Below are 21,035 nucleotides of genomic sequence, written 5' to 3'. Positions count from 1 at the left end.
TTCATACTTGGCGCGAGATTTGTATTGATCTTATCGCGCATTAGCGGACGGCCATTCCGGGCCTCAATGGACGATGAGGGGGATGCCCGACCGCGACCAAGTCGAACGGTCGCGAAGTCGGCCCGGTCGAAATGGCTTCATGCGCATCGCCGTATTTCTCCTGCCGCCAGGTCAGGCGCTTCGTACACCATTAACCCCCCGCTGCGGCAATAGGAGTTTATAGATCCCTGGATGGAAAACCACCGAGCGCGAAGCATGCGCCTCATTACTTCCGCGTGGGGTGAGAGGCGTATGAGCAGGAATTTGTCAGCCAGCGTAGCCCGTGTGGATCATGAAGGACAAACGAGACAGGGGAATGAAACGCTCCCGCGAAGCTGCGGTGTTTCTGACGAAGACTAGGAAGAAGGTGTTTTTTCGCCTTCTTCGTCGCTCGCCGTACCCTCGCCGTCTCGCCCATAAGCCGAAAAAAAGCGCTGCTGCATGGTTTGCCAAAGCTTCAAGTTCTGCTGGGTCAGCTCGGTGAATACGGACAAAGGCGCATGCTTGATCAGATTCGTCATCTGGGCCTGCATGAGTTTTTGCTGCGTCAGAAAAACGTCCATGCTTTCCTTGAGATAAGCCGTCATGAAGCCCTGCATCGCATTGCCGTATGTGCGGATGATCTGTTCCAAAATCTCGGTGGTGAAAATCGGCTGGCCTTTTTCTTCCTCCTCCAAGATCAGCTGCAAGAGAACGCTCCGGGTGATGTCCTCGTCGGTCTTGGCATCCACCACCCGGAACTTGATCGCCTCTCTTACCAACCGCCGAATGTCACCGAACGTGACGTATTTGCTGATTGCCGTATCGTAAAGGCGTCGATTGGGATATTTCTTGATGATGCGTTCGTTGTTTTCGTTGCTCATACACCGGGGTTCGGTTCACCCCATATGTTGCCCACCGTTGATCGAGATATCCGCACCGGTGATAAATCCGGACTCTTCGTCCGCCAGGAAAGCGACCACCCGAGCAACCTCCGATGGCCGACCGAATCGTCCGACCGGAATCTCGGCCAGAATCTTGGCCCTATGCTCCTCCGGGACGGCCATGATCATGGGCGATTCGATATAGCCTGGCGAGACCGTGTTCACGGTAACGCCCTTTTTCGCTACCTCGCGCGCGACGGACATCGTGAATCCATGGATTCCGGCCTTGCTGGCGGCATAATTCGCCTGGCCGAACTGGCCTTTTTGTCCGTTCACTGACGAAATATTGATGACGCGGCCGAAACCGCGATCGAGCATGCCCTCAATGACGCAGCGCGTGGCATTGAAAACGCCATCGAGATTAGTGCGGACTACCGACTGCCACTGCTCGACGGTCATCTTGCGCAAGGTCGCATCGCTCGTAATCCCGGCGGCGTTGACGAGGATATCCACCCCGCCGTACCTGCGCGCGATGTCTCCGAACACGGTGCTGGTATGCCCGAAATCCGTGACGTCGCACTCCAGCGCTTCCATGTCGTAACCCTCATTCTTGCGCGCCTCCATCCATTCCGCGGTGCGACAGTCTACCGCCCGCGGACGGCATAGGGCAATCACGCGACATGACATCGCCGCGAGATGCTTGCAGATCTCATTGCCGATAGTTCCGGTACCCCCGGTTACGACGGCCACTCGTCCATTCATGAGAAAATCCTCCGTGCTGGGTATAAGGTCTGGCCGGACCGGAACTCGCGTTACGCCGGGAACGTCTGATCGTCCCTCACGCTCCCAATGCAAAGGGTGTCGCAACAGCCGAGATCGTAGGCCGGGTTGAGGGACGAAACTCGACGTTTTCAGCCGCCTGCCGAGGTTGATTTGTTTTCCCCGGACTACTTACTTTTTCGACACCCTCCATAGGGAGAAGCCGTTATCCTAAACCCCGCAGCTGGAAGCACCCTACAGCACGCTGGCCCCTCATCCCCTACCCTTCTCCCAAAGGGAGAAGGGAGCTTAATTAGCCCCTCTCCCTCTGGGAGAGGGGTTGGGGTGAGGGAATGCGGCAGTTGATGGGGCATTGCGGTTATTAGGGTTACAGGCCTAAAAAACGTTAGCGTTTCCGACAAACCGCTGACTCCGGTCCAACTTTTCCCGTTGTAGAAATGCTGTTCAATCCAGAAACCCGATAAACCTCCGATCGCCGGCTAACGCTCAACGGCGATAGCTATCCCCTGCCCCCCGCCGATACACAGCGTGGCGAGACCCTTGTGTACGTCACGACGGACCATCTCGTGCAACAAGGTCACCAGAATCCTCGCGCCTGACGCGCCGATCGGATGCCCGAGCGCAATGGCACCTCCGTTAACGTTGAGCTTTTCGGTATCCCAGCCGAGATCGCGGCTGACTGCAATCGCCTGGGCGGCAAACGCCTCATTCGCCTCGATCAGGTCCAGATCGTCGATAGTCCATCCGACCCGGTCGAGGCAGCGCCGTGTCGCCTGGACCGGACCGATACCCATGATCGCTGGGTCCACCCCAGCTTTGCCGAAACCGGCGATGCGCGCCATGGGCTTCAGACCGTAGCGCTCGGCTGCAGAGGCGGACATCACCAGGACCGCAGCAGCACCGTCGTTGATGCCGGACGCATTGCCGGCCGTTACCGTACCGTCGGGCCGAAACGCCGGTTTGAGTTTCGCCAGCGCTTCCACCGTGGTGCCAGGCCGTGGAAACTCGTCGGTATCGAACACGATGGCTGGGCCTTTCGGCTGCGGCACTTCGACCGGTACGATCTCGTCCCGGAATCTGCCCGCTTTTTGCGCCGCTTCCGCCTTCTGTTGGGAGGCCGCTGCGAATGCATCCTGCTCCTCGCGGGAAATACCGTACCGATCGACGATGTTCTCCGCGGTACAACCCATGTGGCAATCATGGAAGGCGTCCCAAAGCCCGTCCACGATCATGCTGTCGACGAGGGTCCAACCTCCCATCTTGACGCCGTTGCGCGAATTCGGCAGCAGGTGTGGGGCCGCGCTCATGTTCTCCTGACCGCCCGCAATCACGATTTCTGATTCCCCTAACCGGATCGCTTGAGCTGCAAGTTGGATCGCCTTGAGGCCGCTCCCGCACACTTTGTTGACCGTGGTGGCCGGCACTTCGACCGGAAGATTGGCCTTGAGTGCCGCTTGTCGGGCGCCGTTTTGCCCGATACCGGCGGTCAACACTTGTCCCATGATGACTTCGTCGATGTGCTGCGGCTTCACGCCGGTCTTGGCGAGAAGATCTGAGATGAGCTTGGCTCCGAGATGCGCTGCCGGAAGGCTGGCCAGCGTGCCGCCGAACTTGCCGATCGCCGTACGCACGGCGCCTACGATTACCACGTCTTGCATCGATTGACCTCTTGTTGTTGATGCTGAAATGCTTGAGAAATGCTTCAAATACGAAAAGGCCGGCGTCTTTGGAGCGGACGACCGGCCTATTCCTTTACGGCCAGGCGAACTTCGCTCAGTCCGAGCGTTGCTTCATGCTTTCGCTCCCCGCTGTGCGCCGGCACCGGCCGCGGCTTTCGCCTCCTCTCCGGCACGCGCCGCGCTTTCGGCCGCTCTCGCCGCTCGCTCCGCGGTTTCTTTGGCCGCTTGACTTGCCCATTCGTTGAGCGCGTCCTGCGTCTCCTTTACTAGCTTCAAATAATCCGCTCCACGGTCCGCGATCTTCTGACCGAAATCGGAGATCAATTTCTTCTCGCTATCCTTCCATTTGTCCGGATCTCTCGTTTCACAATTCAATTCAATCTGGCGAGTTCCCATTTCCAAGCAGTCTTGCGCAACGGCTAGGTTGTACTTCGCGACCCTCTCTGCTGCCTGCAGCGCGATCTCGTTCCAGCGCATCAGGGGGTCCACCGCTATTCGGCTGATCTCGAACCATTGATCGTACACTTGACGAGTGCCGGCCACTCGTTCCGCAGCTTGTAGCGCGATTTCGTTCCAGCGCATGAACGGGTCGATGGCCGCCCGGTTCATTTCGAACCACTGCTCGTAGATTTGACGAGTGTTCATCAGTACCTCCTTCTGAAAATCCTCAAAACATTGGACATCGGGCAGATTTTATGGTGCACTGCACCATAACCGAGCCCGAAAGAGCGATCAATAGGCCCGAATACTTAGAGTCCCGGCGAGGCTCGACATGGTACAACGACTGGTCCCGAAGTCGGGAACCGCAGCCAAGAATAACGAGTCTGATGAATTTAGACGGCGAACTTCGCGCATTTCCGTGTCAGCGGTCGACATCGTTCATCCACATCGAAAGTGCCGCCTTCCATACTCACATCGACCGTGGTGAAACAGGTGATTTTCCCCGAGTTAATAATGCTGCGACGCAGCATGTGTCTGGTCTAATACCGATACGGCGCCATGCTGCAACAAGTCCGCTGATGGGAGATTCAAATGACTGATACATCATCCTCTCCAGTCGATGCCTGGACCCGCCTATGGCTGGACGCCCAACGCCAGTACTGGGAGTCATGGTCCGCTTTTTCCCCTAAATCGAGTGCCGAACCCCGTACCAAATCCGAAGACACGAGCGCGGAGAGCCGCGAGGCCCCGTCCACCTCGCCCAATTGGGCCGATTTCTGGCTTGCCGCGCAACGGAAGAACTGGGAGCACTGGATCGAGCTTTCGCGGCAAGCTTTCGGAACGAGAACCGAAGCGACGGCGACGGGCGATGACAAAGCTCCCGCCGATCTGTGGTCGCGCCTGCTCGATCTCTGGAGCAGCTTCTGGACGCCTCTGATTCCAGGGCAACCTCGTGAATTGATGGCAAGAATGCTCGAGGCCAACAAAGCCTACTTCCGTATGGGAGAGGGATTGTGGAAGGTTCTTTCGGCCAGCTATGGGGCCGCTCAAGGCACGGAAAACCCATGGGACGCCCTGAGTCAGGGTATCAGGCAGATGCATGAGCAATTCGGCGAACAGATCCGGAACGCCAAAGATCCCTGGTCCGGGTTTGCCACGTTCTGGGGCATGCCTCTCGATAACTGGCGTCGGGTCTGTTCGGCGTTCTCGATCATGCCGGGCGACATGGAAAAAGCCGCGCGCGGCTTTGGCTCGCCTTATGGCCCGGAAACCTTGCACCAGGGCATGGTTGGCCTGTTATCCATGCCGACCATAGGCTATACCCGCGAATGGCAGGAAGAGCTACAGCGCTGGGCGTTGTTATGGCTCGATCATCATCAGGCGCTCCAGGGCTATGCGCTCTCCCTTTCCGGAATGACTGCAAAAGCAATCGACTTGTTCGCCAACGCGCTTTCTGAAAAAGCTCAAAAAGGAGAATCCATCGAAAGCCTGCGCGGCCTCTATAACCTGTGGATCGACGCCAGCGAAGAGGCCTACAACCAGATCTCGACTTCGGACGAGTTCACTCAGGCGCAATCGGCGCTGACCAACTCGGTTTTCGCCGTAAAGCGCCAGGAACAGAAGATGGTCGAGGAGATCCTCAGCGCGCTCAATATGCCGACCCGGCGCGAGCTCGATACCAGCCACCGACGAGTTCACCAGTTGCAGCGACGCGTGTGGCAGCTGGAGCAGACACTCGACGAATCGGGAGTGACTGAACTCCGCGCCGAAATCGCTGCGCTCAAGCGCGAGCTGGAGAGCCTACGCCACCGAGTTCCGGGCGAAAAGAGCGCGGCCCCGGTCGCTCCACGCCGAACGAAGACCAAGACATCCACCTGACTTCGAGGAGCAAGTGGTACATGCTGCGGCCCGAACAGATCACTCAAGAGCTTTTTGAACTCAATCGCAAATTGACCAATGGCATGGCGACGCTCAGCAAGATCGGCCGTGTCGAGGTGGAAGCGAGTCCCAAAGATCCGGTTTTCCGCGAAGACAAGCTGGTTCTTTATCGTTATCGTCCACGGCGGGAACAAGTGTCCACCGTTCCGTTACTCATCGTCTATGCCCTGGTCAATCGCCCTTACATGACCGACCTTCAGGAAGACCGCTCCATCGTCCGCGGCTTGCTCGATCAAGGTATCGACCTCTACCTGATCGACTGGGGTTATCCCGACGGGGCCGACCGGTTTCTCGACCTCTATGACTATGTCAACCGCTATATTCACCGGTGCGTGGATTTAGTCTGCAAACGGCACGATCTGCCCAGCATCAACCTGCTCGGGATCTGCCAAGGCGGCACCCTGAGCCTGTGTTACGCCGCCTTACACCCGGAAAAGGTGCGCAACTTGATCACGATGGTGACACCCGTTGATTTTCACACGCCGGATAACACCTTGAGCCAGTGGTATCGCGATCTCGATGTGGACCTCATGGTCGATACGCTGGGAAACATTCCGGGCGAACTGCTCAACTGGAGCTTCTTGTCCTTAAAGCCGTTTCGCCTGACGGGGCAAAAATACGTGGACATGGCCGACATCATCGAGGACGAGGATAGACTCAAAAATTTCCTGCGCATGGAGAAATGGATTTTCGACAGCCCGGATCAGCCCGGCGAGATGTTCCGGCAGTTCATCAAATATTTCTACCAGCAGAACCGATTGATCAAAGGAACCTTGAAAATCGGCGGGCGGAATGTCGATCTCAAGCAGATCAAGATGCCGGTGCTCAACATCTATGCTACCGAAGATCATTTGGTGCCGCCGTCGGCGTCCATCCCTTTGGAAAAATACATCGGAAGCAAAGACTACTCTACCATAGCTTTCAAAGGCGGCCACATCGGGATCTACGTTAGCAGCCGCTCGCAGAAGGAGATACCAACGGCGATCGCCGAGTGGCTACAGACACGGTCGAAATGAGCTGCATCGTTCCCATGCGACTCATTCGCGGAGCCGTCTAGTGCCCTGTCACTGCTGGGCGCACGTTCCAAACTGGTAATTGAATCAACACACAGAGCGGCATGCGCTGCCCAATCCTCACGCACGGAAGGTCAGTCCCGGTGGACAGGATTTGCCGATGCCGCGCGGACCAAACGAACAACATGAATGGCTGCACTTGACTTGCGTATATACGTTCCTATCCTCCGCGGCGCCATTCGAAACGATCGGCCTGCTTTGGCCCGGTGGCGAGCGAGGTCTATCGTTTGGTGGATATGGGGGAATCTTCAGGAGAAAAGAAAAATGAGAATACGGCCTTTTGGGGGCTCCTTGCAAGTTTTCTCGTCGCGACGTCTGGAACCGCTCAGGCGGGGCTGGTCCCAATCAGCCAGCCGACGGCCGAATACATATCCAGCACGACCCTGATTTCGATCACAGACACTGATTCTGCTTCGGTAGACTCTCTCAGCGATGGGAATCTCACGATCAGCTTTTCCCACTTTCTGCTTGCGGGAACAGCACCCGGGAGATGGGGCGGTCCGCCGGACACCGAGAGCGATACCCCGCGGATCCTGGTGGACGTTCGGATGCCACCCGTCGGAACTTACACCCTTACCTTCAGCCAACCCCTCTCCATCTTTGGCCTCGAGGTATGGCTACTTCAAAGCACCGTAACACTGGAGTTCTACAATGGGGACGACCTTGTGGGTTCGATTAACCGCGATGTGAACGAGGATGCGGGAGCTCGTCTTTTCGCCGCATCAGCGACCGACGGTGATGTGTTCACCAAGGTCGTGTTGACCATGGAAAAACCAGCTGGCTTCCGCACAGCCCAGTTTCGTTACGCCCTGGCCTCGGTACAGGCGGCAGTCCCGGAGCCTTCTACCCTTGTCCTGGTCATGATCGGTCCGCTTGGCTTCGGTTACCTGCATCTTCGCAGGCGGGTTAGGGTTCTCTGAATCCGCGCTCTTTGCCGGGGACATGGCGAGGCGGGCGTGCGGGATGTAAAATGCGGGATGTAAAAGATGTAGGCCCTGGATTCGTGCTGGAAAAGAGAATGCTTTAAAACCAAGAATTGGGTACTTGACTGGGCTATGAGAGGGCGGGTTAGCCCTTCGACGATGCTTGTATGGTTTTAACGGCTTTTCCTGCACACTGTGGGAAGAGCTGGGGTGGAGAGACCTCGGCTTGCATCTGCCATCTTGAGTGGACAGACTTCACTGAGTTTTCTCCCACCCGCGCATTGATCGTCGATGAGGAATCCAGCGGCGCCCCAAGCTCCTGAGACGACCGCCGATTTGGACGCAAGCTGACGACCGTGCGCGTCCACCCAGCACTATCACGGTACCGGATCGGAGACCTGTCCTGTCAACCGTTTTGAACATCGGTGTCGATGTCGCCAAAACTGAGATCGTTGTCGCCTGTGCTGAAGGCACCTGGCCGGTGAAGTCCCTCCCCAACGAGAAGAACGCACTCCTCGCTTGGCTCAACACCTTGCCTCCGGGCAGCCGCCTCGGCCTCGAAGCCACGGGCAGCTATCACGAAAGGCTCGCCGATCTGGCCCGTGCCCACGGCTTCACCGTGTTTCTGTTGAATCCCAAGGATATGCGCCATGATGCGAAGGCCATGGGGCAACGGGGTAAGACCGATCGGGTAGATGCCCGTTTGATCGCCCGTTTTGTCGCACATGAACACCCGTACTTGATCCCCTACACGCCCCCCAACTGCCGAGCAGCGTCGCCTGACACGGCTCATCCAGCGGCGTGCCAAGTGGGTGACCGTTCAGGGAACGCTCCGGTAGACCCTGCAGGGGGTGGCCGATTTTCAGGCAGACCTGAACGCCCTTCTGCAACACCTGGATCAGCTGATCGCCCGCATCGATGCGGAACTCAAACGCTTGATGACGCGGCAGCCCGAGCGTCAAGCCGCTTACCGGCGCTTGCAGACCATCGTCGGCGTCGGCCCTTAGGTCGCTGCAGGCTTGCTCAGTCTCCTCGAGCGGGTATCGTTTACTCACGGCGATGCCTTCATCGCCTTCCTCGGTCTCGATCCCCGTCCTCAGGACTCGGGCCAGCGGATCGGGCGTCGGCGTTTGTCCAAGCGCGGCCCCGGAGAACTCCGACGATTGCTTTACAACGCCGCTTCCGCCGCCAGCAAATCCAAACTCTGGAAACCTTGGTATGAGTACTACCGAGGCAAAGGGCTTTTGAGCACCGCTGCGCTTGTCGTGATCGCCCGCAAAATCGCGCGCATCGCGTTTTCTCTGTATCGCCACAACACCAGCTTCGATCCTTCACGGCTCGCAATGACTGCTTGACATGAACCATAGAATCTCAGGACAGGCCCCTCGACTCCGCTCGGGACAGGGCCTCGTAACCCGCCGCATGCCGCGAAATGGCGGGACAGGTGGACTGATCGGCCCTATATGATCTGATTAAGTCTCAAGGTTGTAGGACGTGGTGAGCTAAGCGAACCGCCCTTCGTCCGGGCTCAGGACCAGCACCGATCGAGGACTCAATTGGTGCGGTTCCCACCGCACACCCTACAAATCGCAGGATATGCTGAATACGGAAACCGCAGGACTTGCGGCCTGCGACGGTAGTTCGTCAGGCGCCAATTCCCACTGACACCCCGGTCGTCAAATCCAATACTTCGCAAAAAGGATCAAATGCGCCAGTAAGCGCTGCCATAAAGGCCGGTGCGGGTAAACCGACGATGAAATTTCCTTGGACTGCTTTAGGTCTTTCAGAAATGCCTGTACCAAGGCCGCCTTCGTATCGGATCCGCTCAACACGTAATCGACTTCCAGGTCGTGGCGGAGACTCCGCGAGTTCATGTTGCTCGAACCTACCGTCATCCAATCATCGATGATGATGGTCTTGGCGTGCAAAACGCCCGGCTGGTATTCGTAGATTCTTACTCCGTGATCCAGCAGACTTTTGTAGAACGTCGCCGCTGTCCATGGCATGAAAAAAACGTCGGAAATCGATGGCAGGATGATGCGAACGTCGACTCCCCGTTTTGCAGCGCGGTTGATCTTGTGCAAGAGCCGTTCGTCCGGGACGAAATAGGCGTTGGTGATCCAGATTCGCCGCTTGCTTCGGCCGATCCGCCGAAGGAGTTCCCGCACGCGCGCGCGGCGCAGGTGCCGGGTATCGTTCAAGCGGAACGGCGATCGCATCGGAAGACGGCGACCGAAAAACCGCCAGCGCCAGGGATTCCAGGCACGTCGAAACGCCTGTTCCAGCGGCCGGGTGTCGACACCCTCCACGCGAACCGCAGTGTCCCGCCACTCTTCCCCGCCGTTGGCGGTAGGCAGGTGTATGGCGCAGATATTGAAACTACCGATCCAGGCGATTCTTCGGTCTATGGTGCACACCTTCCGGTGATTTCGGTTGTTGATCCGGGTCAACAGTTGCAGAAATCGCGCCGACACCGTCCGCCCGCCGGCCATATGCCGCCAGTGGCGGAAAAACCACGGAATCGGGTGGAATATCCGGAACGGAAATCCAGCCTCCTCCAGCGCCGCAAGCAAACGCCCCCCCGCCAGCGGCAATCCCACGCCGTCTACGAGCAGGCGCACTTTGACGCCGCGCTGATGGGCATGGCTCAATGCGGCAATGACGGCGCGCCCTACCGGATCCAATTCGAAAATATAGGTTTCGAGGTAAACCTCCCGAACAGCCGCATTGATGTCGCGCACCAGATCGATGAAGAACTCGTCCCCTCGGACGTAAAGCCGTTCTTTCACTACCGATGCCATTTCGGTAGTGGAGCGGCTAGGCTCGACGGAAACCGCTCGCGAGTCAGCGATCGCAGAAAACACGCGGGAACCGACGCCCATTTCCTTTATTTCTTGAACACGCCGCTACTTTCGATTTTCACCGGACGATCGCAGAAACTCTTCGAATTCCGCCAGGGTGCGAATCGGTGCGAGACACGTCATACCGGAACATACATAAGCCACTTCGCCCGACTCCACCTTGCGCTCGGCCAAAAGACCGGGCAAATCCGTTTCCTCGGCGGATATCGCGAATACCAGACGCTGCTCTGCGGTCGCAGGCGCGCGACGGACCGCCGCTGTCCAGGTCCGAAGACTTTCGAGGTTTCCCCGCAGCACAATGAATTGCTGCGGATAGAGCCATTCCAGTGCCGCGTCCAGCAAGGCGCCATGGGCATGGGGATATTGGCGCATCGACGAAGTGGCAGCCTTCAACGTGCGTTCCGCGGCCTCGGTATACCGGTGTTCGCCCACCAAATGACCGATCTGCAGCAACGCCCGTGCTGCGATAGCGTTGCCTGCAGGCGTGGATTCGTCCATCAGCGTTTTCGGCCGCTGAATCAGCTCCTCGTGGTCGTCGGACGTGAAGAAAAAGCCTCCATGTTCGTGGTCTTCAAACCGGGCTAGAAGGCGGTCTGCCAATTTCAGGAGCCATACGAGCCGATCCGTTCGCCATTCACATTGCAACAATTCCAGACCGGCATCGAGCACGAAGGCATAATCGTCCAAATAAGCGTTGAAGCGAGCCCTGCCGTCCTTATAGGTCGCGAGGAGCCGGTCATTGTTGACGCAAAGCTGGCGACGCAAAAATTCGAACGCGCGGTCTGCCGATTTGGTCCAATCTCGGCGATCCAACAGCCGGCTGGCCAAAGCCAGCCCCTTGATCATCAACCCGTTCCAGGCGGTCAGAATCTTGTCATCCCTTCCCGGCCGGATCCGTTTTTCGCGCGCCTGGAACAAGGTTGCCCGAGCCGATGCCAGTCGGCGCTTCGCCTCATCGACATCGATACCCAAATCGGCGGCCACTTCTTCTAGCGGCCTTGCCACATGCAAGTGCCAATGGCCTTCAAAATTGGGGCCTCGATCCAAACCGTAATGGGGCTCAACGACGGCGTATTCCGCGGGCGAGAGCAAGCTCTCGATTTCCGCTCGGTTCCAGACGTAATACTTGCCCTCTTCCCCTTCGGAATCCGCATCGAGACTCGAATAAAAACCGCCTTCCGGCGATTGCATCTCACGTAGGGCCCACTCCACCGTCTCTTCGGCGACCTTCCGAAACAACGGGTCTCCGGTTGCCTGCCAGGCTTCGGCATACAAGGGCAGAAAGACAGCGTTGTCGTACAGCATTTTTTCGAAATGTGGGATTTCCCACCTCGCGTCCACCGAGTAGCGGGCGAACCCGCCGCCGATATGATCGTAGATCCCGCCTTCCGCCATCCGAGTGAGCGTCATCGTCACCATTTCGAGGGCCGCGCCATGCTCGCTTGGATTCCGACGCCATAAATGCAACAAAAACTCCAGGTTGGACAGTTGAGGAAACTTCGGCGCATCGCCGAATCCACCGTTGACACGGTCGAACGCGGCTTCCATTTCATGTTTTGCATGAATCAGAGTGCTCGGGTCCGGAGCTTCCGACGCTTCCGGCTGTCCAATGGATTGTAGGATCGCGGTAAAAGACCTGCTGTGATCATCGAGATCTTGTTTGTGCCGACGATAGTATTCGGCGACCTGTTCCAACAGGGAACGGAAGGACGGCAATTGATAGCGGGCGGTTTTCGGGAAATAGGTGCCGCCGAAGAACGGTAACTGATTGTGCGGATTGAGAAACATGGTCAGCGGCCAGCCGCCTGGACGGCGGGTGATAATTTGATGCGCTAGCTGATAGATCTTGTCCAGATCGGGCCGTTCCTCGCGATCCACCTTGATATTGACGAACAGTTCGTTCATCACCGCTGCGGTCTCCTCGTCCTCGAACGATTCGTGGGCCATGACATGGCACCAGTGGCAGGCCGAGTATCCGATGGACAGCAAGATCGGTTTGTCTTCTTTGCGGGCTTTTTCGAGCGCCTCGTCGCCCCAGGGGTACCAGTCGACCGGATTGTCGGCATGCTGCAGCAAATAGGGACTGGTTTCGGAGCTCAGACGGTTCTTGTGAATAGAGGCCATGAAACTGCACCTTTTATGACGCCGGGGTACGGCGGGTTGATCGTCATTCGCGGCGACGCCTGTCACCGGACGGCGTATGGGCCTATGGAGACTAGGCACCTTAAAGTTTATTTTGACACTGCATGAGCGAAAGAATCATCGTGGCAACCACACTATTTCCTTTCCACCGAAAACGGCCTTTGTTCGTTGCCCAACCGACAAAACGCTCGTCGGGCGATGTTCCTGTGCCTGAGCCATTTGACTTTGTCGGGAATCTGAGGACGGCCGAGGGCGCGACCATCCGTTACGGCATCGCCCGCCCTGCCAATGCTATTCGACGGGGCTCAGTGCTGCTACTTCAAGGCCGCGCCGAGTGTTTGGAGAAGTACCGGGAAATCGTCGAGGGACTCACCGCCCGGGGTCTTTACGTCTACTCCTTCGACTGGCATGGCCAGGGTCTGTCCGAGCGTTTCTCGAAACGCGGGAAAAGAGTCGACGTGAAATCCTTCGACGATTATCTGGAAGACATAGCTCTGTTTATTCGGGAGGTGTGGTGCCGCCCCGAAGGCCGCCGATACATCATCGCCCATTCCACCGGCGGACATGTCGCCCTGCGCTTCATGGCAGAGCGGCGCCTCGTGGTTGACGGAGCTTTGCTCTGCGCACCCATGATCGATCTCAAAACCAGAAGGTGGCCGCGCTGGTTCGCGCCGATACTGGTCGGTGCCATCGCCAGCATGGGGTTCGCGGACTTCCAGGTGCCCGGAGAACGGTATCACCTGCCGTCCGTTCGACAATTCGAAGGCAATAAGCTGACCAGCGATCCGGAGCGATTTAAGATTTTGCCGGAACTCGTCAAATCCAATCCTCAGCTGGAACGCCGCGGCGCGACTTATCGCTGGGTACGTGCAGCGTTTGCCTCGATCGCCAAGCTGAATGCCCCGGGCGTTCCGGAGTCGATTCACGTGCCGGTAACGATTCTGATCGGCGACAATGATCAAATCGTCGATGCCGAAGCGGCGCAACGCTTCGTACAACGCCTGCCGAACGGCCGACTGCAGGTACTGAAAGGAGCGCGCCACGAAATCATGATGGAAAATGACACCATACTGGAGCAGTTCTGGCGCGCCGTGGACGCCATGACGGCCAGCGCGAACCGCGAGCATCTACAAGCGGCCGCTGGCCTGTGACGGTCGCTAGAAATCGGCCCCAACGGGATCGGCTTGGCGCCACTCCATCCGTTCCGCACGACTCCGGATCCGCTCGTCCCGGCGAAACGGCGCGAAGCTCCGATCTATTGAACCAGCGCCAAAAGAACGCCCGCCGCTACTGCCGAGCCGATGACGCCAGCGACGTTCGGACCCATGGCATGCATGAGCAGGAAGTTGTAAGGGTTGCTCTCCTGGCCGACCTTGTTGGCAACACGAGCCGACATCGGCACGGCGGAAACTCCGGCTGCACCGATCAGCGGATTGATCTTATTCTCGCTGAACTTGTTCATCACCTTCGCCATCAGCACGCCGGCCGCAGTGCCGAAGCTGAACGCGATCGCCCCAAGCACCAAAATTCCTAACGTCTCGACGCGTAAAAACTGAGCCGCGCTGAGTTTTGATCCGACCGAAAGGCCTAGGAAAATCGTAACGATGTTGATCAGTTCGTTTTGCGCCGTCTTGCTCAAGCGTTCAACGACGCCGCATTCCCGCATCAGGTTCCCTAGGGCGAACATGCCAATCAGAGGAGCCGCCGAGGGCAGCAGCAGGGCGGTTAGAATCAGCAAGACCACCGGGAAGATGACCTTCTCCTTGCGGCTGACGATGCGCAGCTGCGCCATTTCGATCAAGCGCTCGTCAGGCGTGGTCAAAGCGCGCATGATGGGCGGTTGGATCAGCGGCACCAAAGCCATATAGGAATAAGCCGCCACCGCGATCGCGCCCAAGAGTTCAGGCGCCAGTTTGGAGGCGACGTAAATCGCCGTAGGCCCGTCCGCTCCCCCGATGATTGCGATAGCGGCGGCGTCCTTGAGCGTAAAGGTAAGGCCCGGAACCAGATTCAGCGCTAACGCCCCGAACAAGGTGCCGAAGATCCCGAATTGTGCAGCCGCTCCCAAAAGCAGCGTTTTAGGATTTGCCAACATGGGACCGAAATCCGTCATCGCCCCTACGCCCATGAAAATGAGCAAAGGAAAGATGCCCGTCTTGATCCCGTAGTAAAGATAGGACAGCAAGCCTCCTTCCTCGGCGATCCCGGCCACGGGGATGTTGCTCAACACGGCGCCGAATCCGATAGGAAGCAGGAGGAGCGGCTCGAAACCCTTGCGTATGGCCAGAAAGATCAGGAGAAAGCCGACGCCCATCATGAGCACCTGGCCGATCAAAAAATTGGACAGCCCGGTGCTTTGCCACAGCTGGATAAATCCCTCCATCGACTACCTCACCCCAAGACCACCAAAATATCGTTGGCGGCGACGGTGTCTCCGACCTTGACCGCGACATGCGATACCGTACCTCCCACGCGCGTGCGGACCTCGGTCTCCATCTTCATGGCCTCCATCACGACCACGACTTCGCTTTCCGCCACGATCTGCCCTTCTTTAACATTGATCCTGAGGATATGCCCGGCCATGGGGGCCTTCACCGCTTCTCCCGCGCCTAAACGAACGGCGGGCTGCCCGACTGGCGCCGACGCTGGTTGTGACGCAGGTTGTATAGAGGTAATCGCACCGCCCGGAGCGACTTCCACATGAAAAATCCTACCGTTAACCGCCACCGTATAAGCTTTGGCTCCGTCCGGCGATGCTACAGCTTGGGTCACTTCGGCTTTCGGAGCTTCGGGCTTGGCGGCCTCTTCCGTTCCGGGCGCCGGCTCGAAGGCCGCAGGGTTGCCGCGATTTTGCAGGAAGCGCCAGCCGATCTGAGGGAAGAGCGCATAGGTCAGCACGTCCTCCACTTCGTTTTCCGCCAGCTTTACGCCATTTTCCGCCGCCATCTTCTTGAGCTCGGCCGTAAGTTTCTCCATCTCCGGCTCTAGGAGATCCGCCGGCCTGACGGTGATGGGCTCGGCGCCTTCGAGCACTCGCTGCTGTAACTCTTTGTTCACCGGTGCCGGGGTCGCCCCGTATTCGCCCCGGAGTACGCCTGCGGTTTCCTTGGTGATCGTCTTGTAGCGCTCGCCCGACAGCACATTGATGACCGCCTGGGTTCCGACGATCTGCGAGGTCGGCGTAACCAGCGGAATGAAACCCAAATCTTCGCGAACCCGCGGAATCTCTTCGAGCACTTCGTCGAAGCGATCCAAAGCGCCCTGCTCTTTCAGCTGGCTCTCCATGTTGGTGAGCATTCCGCCCGGAACTTGCGCGACCAGGATGCGGCTGTCGACACCTTTGAGGCTGCCTTCGAACTTCGCGTATTTCTTCCGGACCTCGCGGAAATAGGCCGCAATCTCTTCCAGAAGCCGTAGATCCAGGCCGGTGTCGCGTTTATGCCCTTGAAGAGCTGCGACGACAGCCTCGGTGGGGCTGTGCCCATAGGTCATGCTCATGGAGGAAATCGCGGTATCGACGTTGTCGATCCCGGCTTCCACCGCCTTGAGGATAGTCGCGGTGCTCAGTCCGGTCGTGGCATGACATTGCATATGAATCGGAACCTTGACGGCTCTCTTCAGCTTCTTAATCAGTTCCTCGGCCACGTAAGGCTTGAGAAGGCCCGCCATGTCCTTGATGCAGATCGAATGCACGCCCATATCTTCCAGGCGTTTCGCGAGGTCCACCCACATCCGGATGGTATGCACCGGGCTCACGGTGTAAGAGATCGTGCCCTGGGCATGTTTGCCAGCATTGATCGTCGCTTTGACGGCTCTCTCGAAATTTCGCAGATCGTTCATCGCATCGAAGATGCGGAACACATCGACGCCGTTTTCCGCCGCCCGCTCGACGAACCGGTCCACCACATCGTCCGCATAATGCCGATAGCCGAGCAAATTCTGCCCGCGCAGTAGCATCTGGAGGCGAGTTCGGGGCAGCGCTTTCTTGAGAGCACGCAAACGCTCCCACGGATCTTCGCCCAGGTAACGGATACAGGCATCGAACGTCGCTCCCCCCCAGCTTTCGAGCGACCAAAAACCGACTTGATCCAACTTGTCGCAAATCGGCAGCATGTCCTCGAGCCGCAGACGGGTAGCCAGCAACGACTGGTGCGCGTCGCGCAGAACGACGTCGGTAATGCCTAAAGGGTTAGCCATGGAACAAACTCCTAACCTTCTTCTTTTCTATGTATTACTGATTCTGGTACCGGTGGATGGCCGCCGTGATGGCGGCTACGATCTCGGAGTTATCCGAATCAACATCCGGGGGATGGGCAGAAGCACCAGGAGCGTGTTCCGGTTCCGGTACGTAGCGGTTAAGCAGTTTCGACGTGATCCCGATCACCCAGACCAGCAGCGCCAAGAAAAGATACACGATCGCCATGCCGACCAGCATGATCTTGACACCGGAAAGCAACAATTCGCCGATTGAATAGTCCATACTTCGCAAAAGCTTTGAACAAACGGACGAATGATAATGTGCAAACCGGCGAAAGTCGAACCGGATTGTCACATCTTTAGGGCAAATTCCCAATGACCTGGCGCGGGCCGGCGCTCCGTATCGGACTTTGAAAGAGGCGAATATGACATTGGCCGTGCCTCTGTCCAGGCACGGCCGCCCCGGGGGTGCCGGCATCCGATGTCAGAGGACCTGGGCCACTTTCCGTAGCGGTTGCGGAAATGATGGATGCCGTTCCGTCCTGCTCCTCGTCAGAGCACCGATGCACTCGTGAGCGTTAGAAAACGACGGCTCGGGCGTTCAAACTTCTCGCTATTGCCGAAAAGCCGACGTGCCCAAGGCTGGCAGTTCGGATACTGCCGAGAAGCAAGAAGGACGGTCGGAAACGGTGTGTGTGCGTACCGCTTCCGACCGCTGTAAATCAACCCTGCAAGTACTTCAGCACCTCGTCCAGGGTCTTCTTGGCATCGCCGAACAGCATCCGGTTGTTTTCTTTATAGAACAGCGGATTGTCGACGCCGGCATAGCCGGACGCCATTGAGCGCTTCATGACGATGGAGGTTTTCGCCTTCCAGACCTCCAAGACCGGCATGCCGGCGATGGGACTGTTCGGATCTTCCTGAGCGGCAGGATTCACGATGTCGTTGGCGCCTATCACCATGGCGACATCGGTTTCCGGGAAGTCCTCGTTGATTTCGTCCATTTCGAGCACGATGTCATAAGGAACCTTCGCCTCGGCCAACAGCACGTTCATATGGCCAGGCATACGGCCTGCCACCGGATGGATGGCGAAGCGCACGTCGACGCCTTTCTCACGCAACAGCTTGGTGATCTCGTATACCGTGTGCTGCGCCTGGGCCACCGCCATGCCGTAACCTGGGACGAGAATCACGCGGCTGGCATTGCGCAGCAGTTCCGCCGTTTCTTCTGGCGTAATGGGCTGGACCTCGCCCTCTGCGCCCGCGCCGCCGGCCGGTGTCACCCCTGTGCCGGTACCGAATCCGCCGGCGATGACCGAGAGGAAATGACGGTTCATCGCGCGGCACATGATGTAGGACAGAATCGCGCCGGAAGAACCCACCAGGGCGCCGGTCACGATCAGCAGATCGTTGGACAGCATGAAGCCGGTAGCCGAAGCCGCCCATCCCGAGTAGCTGTTGAGCATGGACACCACGACCGGCATATCGGCGCCGCCGATCGCCATGACCATGTGCACTCCGAAAGCCAACGCGATCGCGGTCATCAGCAGCAGGGGAACGAACCCGCCCGCCGTGGACTGCGCGTTGATGAAGCCGACGCCCAGGATGATGGCCAGAATCAAGAGGCCCAGATTGATCCAGTGACGGGCCGGAAGCAATACCGGCTTGCCATCGATCTTGCCGGACAACTTACCGAAGGCGATGACCGAACCGGAAAACGTAACCGCGCCGATCAGGATGCCGAGATAGATTTCCACTTCGTGGATGGTTTTTTCGACTCCGGTAAAGGCGGCGGTCGGATCGATGAAATTCGCATACCCCACCAGTACGGCGGCCAGCCCCACCAGGCTGTGCATCAGTGCGACAAGTTCCGGCATTTCGGTCATCTTGACCTTAATGGCGGCGTAGATGCCGACGGCGCTGCCGATCAACATGGCGATGATGATCGGAACGTAGCTGGTCACCTTCGGCCCGAGCACAGTCGCTAGTATGGCGATGCTCATGCCAAGAATGCCGTAGAAGTTGCCGCGCCGCGCAGTTTCGGGATGGGACAACCCCCCCAGGCTCAAGATGAACAGTATCGTCGAGCCGATATAGGAAACGGTAACTAAGCCTTCTGACATTGTTATTCTCTCCGCTTATTTTCTGAACATGCGCAGCATGCGCTGGGTGACCCAGAAACCGCCGGCCATGTTGACCGAGGTCAGCACGATGGCGAGCCCCGCCAATATGGTGATCAATGCACCGGGCGAGGAAATCTGGATCAATGCGCCGATTGCGATGATGCTCGAAATGGCGTTGGTGACGCTCATGAGCGGAGTGTGCAAGGCCGGGGTGACATTCCAGATCACCATATAGCCTACGAAACAGGCCAGCACGAAAACGGTGAAGTGGGACATGAACGCTGCCGGAGCCACGGCACCGAGACCGTAGAACAAGAGACCCGCCACGCCCAGCGTGATACCGGTTTTCGCCCAGGCGGGCAGCAGCGGCTTCTTTTCCTCCTTTTTGATTTCGACCGGCGGTGCCGGGGTGGCGCCTACCGGGGCCGCGGTGATTTTCGGCGGTGGCGGCGGCCAAGTGATCTCACCATCTTTGATCACCGTGGTTCCGCGAATGACTTCATCCTCCATGTTGACGTAAATCGTGCCGTCCTTGTTCGGGCATAGCTCTTCGATCAGCCGCAGAAGGTTGGTGGCATACAGCGTGCTGGACTGCCGAGCGAGGCGGCTGGGCAGATCGGTGTAGCCGATGATGGTGACACCGTGGCGGACGACGACTTCGCCCGGAACCGTCAGTTCGCAGTTGCCGCCCTGTTCGGCCGCCAAGTCGACGATGACACTGCCGGGCTTCATGGATTCCACCATCCCAGCAGTAATCAGCTTGGGCGCTGGCTTGCCGGGAATCAAGGCGGTCGTGATGATGATATCCACATCCATGCACTGGCGGGCGATCATTTCGCTTTGGGCTTTTTTGTAGCCCTCGCTCATTTCTTTGGCATAGCCCCCGACGCCGGCGCCCTCTTCCTGGTAATTGACTTCCACGAATTCGGCGCCCATGGACTTGACCTGGTCCCTGACTTCCGAACGGGTATCCGTAGCCCGAACGATGGCACCGAGACCGTTCGCCGCGCCGAGAGCAGCCAATCCGGCCACGCCGCATCCGATCACGAAAACTTTCGCGGGCGGTACCTTGCCGGCGGCGGTCACCTGACCGGTGAAGAACCGCCCGAAGTGATGAGCCGCCTCGATCACCGCACGGTAGCCGGCAATGTTCGCCATCGAGCTCAAGGCATCCAGCTTCTGCGCACGGGAAATGCGGGGTACGCTGTCCATTGCCAGCACGGTGGCCTTCTTCGCCGCGAGGCGTTCCATGAGTTCGGGGTTCTGGGCCGGCCAGATGAAACTGATAAGGTGTCCGCCTTCGCGCAAATATTCGACTTCGTCCACAGCCAGCTCAGGATGAACCTGTGGACCACGTACCTTTAGCACGATGTCCGACTCCGCCCAGAGGGTTTTGGCATCAGGCGCGATGCTGCAGCCGACCTCGCGGTAGGCGTCATCGGAAAAATTGGCACTCTCGCCAGCCCCGGTCTCCACGGACACGGAGAAACCGAGCTTTATGAGTTTTTCGGCCACCTCCGGCACGGTCGCTACACGCTTTTCTCCGGCGTGTAGTTCTTTGGGAACCCCAATTCGCATAAAAGTTACTCCTCCTAGCGCTACAAAGCGCAACGATTACTAACGTTGTTTTTGTCTCAAGAGGGCGAAAACAGGGCGACAGAAATTCCGTCCAACGCTGGACAAAAAAGCTAAAACACGTACAAGGACGAGAAATTCACGATCTATGATTTCATGATTGACAAAATTTTCTGGCCCGGCTTCACAACCCCCGCACCTTCTTAAAGTAATTGCCGGGAGAGGTCAACTTATTTTGGCTTTGGAAGCGCCGCCAGGAGCGAGCCGGAACGAACCTTGTGGCGCACGGTTTCGCATGCAGATCCGCCTGGTTCGCCACTGGGAACGCCCGCTTCGCTCGAATTGAGTACAACTCAATCCGGGACGGGGCACGGAATTTCCCGCAGTCTCGAGCTGGACTT

Annotated in this window: 17 protein-coding genes and 1 pseudogene; 7 read left to right on the top strand and 11 right to left on the bottom strand. The window is 58.1% G+C overall.

The genetic code is table 11. The features are described from left to right. Positions 1-395: 395 nt before the first annotated feature. The 4 genes from phaR to QEN43_RS03310 all read right to left on the bottom strand — a co-directional run bounded on the left by phaR (position 396) and on the right by QEN43_RS03310 (position 4,006). Positions 396-902: a polyhydroxyalkanoate synthesis repressor PhaR gene (phaR, locus tag QEN43_RS03325; RefSeq protein WP_036269292.1), complete on the bottom strand. Its 507-nt coding sequence runs from the start codon at positions 900-902 to the stop codon at positions 396-398. 15 nt (positions 903-917) lie between these two features. Beyond that, positions 918-1,664: an acetoacetyl-CoA reductase gene (gene phbB, locus QEN43_RS03320; RefSeq protein WP_026611957.1), complete on the bottom strand. Its 747-nt coding sequence runs from the start codon at positions 1,662-1,664 to the stop codon at positions 918-920. Positions 1,665-2,161: 497 nt separating this feature from the next. Then, positions 2,162-3,340 carry an acetyl-CoA C-acetyltransferase gene (locus tag QEN43_RS03315; protein WP_317963700.1) on the bottom strand — a complete coding sequence of 393 codons (1,179 nt, stop codon included), beginning with the start codon at positions 3,338-3,340 and terminating at the stop codon, positions 2,162-2,164. A 132-nt stretch (positions 3,341-3,472) separates the two neighbouring features. Further along, a complete protein-coding gene (locus QEN43_RS03310) occupies positions 3,473-4,006 on the bottom strand; it encodes a phasin family protein (RefSeq protein WP_026611955.1) in 534 nt (177 codons plus the stop codon). A 387-nt stretch (positions 4,007-4,393) separates the two neighbouring features. Here QEN43_RS03310 and phaE point away from each other — a divergent pair, with 387 nt between their 5' ends. The 6 genes and pseudogenes from phaE (at position 4,394) to QEN43_RS03280 (ending at position 9,091) form a co-directional block, all read left to right on the top strand. Continuing rightward, positions 4,394-5,680 (top strand): class III poly(R)-hydroxyalkanoic acid synthase subunit PhaE, encoded by a 1,287-nt coding sequence (phaE, locus tag QEN43_RS03305; protein WP_026611954.1) that lies wholly within the window; start codon positions 4,394-4,396, stop codon positions 5,678-5,680. A 20-nt stretch (positions 5,681-5,700) separates the two neighbouring features. Continuing rightward, on the top strand, positions 5,701-6,756 hold the full coding sequence (gene phaC / locus QEN43_RS03300) for a class III poly(R)-hydroxyalkanoic acid synthase subunit PhaC (RefSeq protein ID WP_036269290.1): 1,056 nt from the start codon (positions 5,701-5,703) through the stop codon (positions 6,754-6,756). A 263-nt stretch (positions 6,757-7,019) separates the two neighbouring features. Continuing rightward, a complete protein-coding gene (locus QEN43_RS03295; RefSeq protein ID WP_036269288.1) occupies positions 7,020-7,733 on the top strand; it encodes a PEP-CTERM sorting domain-containing protein in 714 nt (237 codons plus the stop codon). 484 nt (positions 7,734-8,217) lie between these two features. Next, positions 8,218-8,412: pseudogene (locus tag QEN43_RS21645) on the top strand (IS110 family transposase); the annotation flags it as partial. A 175-nt stretch (positions 8,413-8,587) separates the two neighbouring features. Further along, positions 8,588-8,743 (top strand): hypothetical protein, encoded by a 156-nt coding sequence (locus tag QEN43_RS03285; protein ID WP_156912706.1) that lies wholly within the window; start codon positions 8,588-8,590, stop codon positions 8,741-8,743. A 12-nt stretch (positions 8,744-8,755) separates the two neighbouring features. Continuing rightward, entirely contained in the window at positions 8,756-9,091 is a 336-nt protein-coding gene (locus tag QEN43_RS03280) for an IS110 family transposase (RefSeq protein WP_026610154.1), read from the top strand. Positions 9,092-9,412: 321 nt separating this feature from the next. Here the strand turns inward: QEN43_RS03280 and QEN43_RS03275 are convergent, their stop codons facing one another. Both QEN43_RS03275 and QEN43_RS03270 read right to left on the bottom strand, forming a co-directional pair. Then, complete coding sequence (locus QEN43_RS03275) at positions 9,413-10,618, bottom strand: phospholipase D-like domain-containing protein (RefSeq protein ID WP_317963699.1); 1,206 nt, start codon at positions 10,616-10,618, stop codon at positions 9,413-9,415. A gap of 24 nt (positions 10,619-10,642) precedes the next feature. Then, positions 10,643-12,721 (bottom strand): thioredoxin domain-containing protein, encoded by a 2,079-nt coding sequence (locus QEN43_RS03270; protein WP_036269287.1) that lies wholly within the window; start codon positions 12,719-12,721, stop codon positions 10,643-10,645. A 224-nt stretch (positions 12,722-12,945) separates the two neighbouring features. Here QEN43_RS03270 and QEN43_RS03265 point away from each other — a divergent pair, with 224 nt between their 5' ends. Continuing rightward, the gene (locus QEN43_RS03265; protein WP_162144358.1) at positions 12,946-13,890 is read left to right on the top strand and encodes an alpha/beta fold hydrolase; all 945 of its coding nucleotides are present in this window, start codon (positions 12,946-12,948) and stop codon (positions 13,888-13,890) included. A 104-nt stretch (positions 13,891-13,994) separates the two neighbouring features. Here the strand turns inward: QEN43_RS03265 and QEN43_RS03260 are convergent, their stop codons facing one another. The 5 genes from QEN43_RS03260 to QEN43_RS03240 all read right to left on the bottom strand — a co-directional run bounded on the left by QEN43_RS03260 (position 13,995) and on the right by QEN43_RS03240 (position 20,637). Next, the gene (locus tag QEN43_RS03260) at positions 13,995-15,122 is read right to left on the bottom strand and encodes a sodium ion-translocating decarboxylase subunit beta (protein ID WP_026611948.1); all 1,128 of its coding nucleotides are present in this window, start codon (positions 15,120-15,122) and stop codon (positions 13,995-13,997) included. A gap of 8 nt (positions 15,123-15,130) precedes the next feature. Continuing rightward, the gene (gene oadA / locus QEN43_RS03255; RefSeq protein ID WP_026611947.1) at positions 15,131-16,936 is read right to left on the bottom strand and encodes a sodium-extruding oxaloacetate decarboxylase subunit alpha; all 1,806 of its coding nucleotides are present in this window, start codon (positions 16,934-16,936) and stop codon (positions 15,131-15,133) included. A gap of 34 nt (positions 16,937-16,970) precedes the next feature. Beyond that, positions 16,971-17,219 (bottom strand): OadG family protein, encoded by a 249-nt coding sequence (locus tag QEN43_RS03250; RefSeq protein WP_026611946.1) that lies wholly within the window; start codon positions 17,217-17,219, stop codon positions 16,971-16,973. A 439-nt stretch (positions 17,220-17,658) separates the two neighbouring features. Next, positions 17,659-19,059, bottom strand: coding sequence for a Re/Si-specific NAD(P)(+) transhydrogenase subunit beta (gene pntB / locus QEN43_RS03245; protein ID WP_026611945.1), 1,401 nt, complete (start codon positions 19,057-19,059; stop codon positions 17,659-17,661). 15 nt (positions 19,060-19,074) lie between these two features. Further along, entirely contained in the window at positions 19,075-20,637 is a 1,563-nt protein-coding gene (locus QEN43_RS03240; RefSeq protein WP_026611944.1) for a Re/Si-specific NAD(P)(+) transhydrogenase subunit alpha, read from the bottom strand. Between the last annotated feature and the right edge of the window lie 398 nt (positions 20,638-21,035).

It is taken from the genome of Methylocaldum szegediense (assembly GCF_949769195.1).
GTDB lineage: Bacteria > Pseudomonadota > Gammaproteobacteria > Methylococcales > Methylococcaceae > Methylocaldum > Methylocaldum szegediense.
Note: the sequence above shows the minus strand (reverse complement) of the source record. Positions and strands in the feature narration are given on the sequence as shown.

Excerpts from the sequence above, each read along its gene's own strand:
- phaC (WP_036269290.1), top strand. The coding sequence starts at position 5,701 with ATGCTGCGGCCCGAACAGATCACTCAAGAGCTTTTTGAACTCAATCGC.
- QEN43_RS03270 (WP_036269287.1), bottom strand. The coding sequence starts at position 12,721 with ATGGCCTCTATTCACAAGAACCGTCTGAGCTCCGAAACCAGTCCCTAT.
- QEN43_RS03275 (WP_317963699.1), bottom strand. The coding sequence starts at position 10,618 with ATGGGCGTCGGTTCCCGCGTGTTTTCTGCGATCGCTGACTCGCGAGCG.
- QEN43_RS03240 (WP_026611944.1), bottom strand. The coding sequence starts at position 20,637 with ATGCGAATTGGGGTTCCCAAAGAACTACACGCCGGAGAAAAGCGTGTA.
- phaR (WP_036269292.1), bottom strand. The coding sequence starts at position 902 with ATGAGCAACGAAAACAACGAACGCATCATCAAGAAATATCCCAATCGA.
- QEN43_RS03310 (WP_026611955.1), bottom strand. The coding sequence starts at position 4,006 with ATGAACACTCGTCAAATCTACGAGCAGTGGTTCGAAATGAACCGGGCG.
- phaE (WP_026611954.1), top strand. The coding sequence starts at position 4,394 with ATGACTGATACATCATCCTCTCCAGTCGATGCCTGGACCCGCCTATGG.
- QEN43_RS03260 (WP_026611948.1), bottom strand. The coding sequence starts at position 15,122 with ATGGAGGGATTTATCCAGCTGTGGCAAAGCACCGGGCTGTCCAATTTT.
- phbB (WP_026611957.1), bottom strand. The coding sequence starts at position 1,664 with ATGAATGGACGAGTGGCCGTCGTAACCGGGGGTACCGGAACTATCGGC.
- QEN43_RS03315 (WP_317963700.1), bottom strand. The coding sequence starts at position 3,340 with ATGCAAGACGTGGTAATCGTAGGCGCCGTGCGTACGGCGATCGGCAAG.
- QEN43_RS03250 (WP_026611946.1), bottom strand. The coding sequence starts at position 17,219 with ATGGACTATTCAATCGGCGAATTGTTGCTTTCCGGTGTCAAGATCATG.
- pntB (WP_026611945.1), bottom strand. The coding sequence starts at position 19,059 with ATGTCAGAAGGCTTAGTTACCGTTTCCTATATCGGCTCGACGATACTG.
- oadA (WP_026611947.1), bottom strand. The coding sequence starts at position 16,936 with ATGGCTAACCCTTTAGGCATTACCGACGTCGTTCTGCGCGACGCGCAC.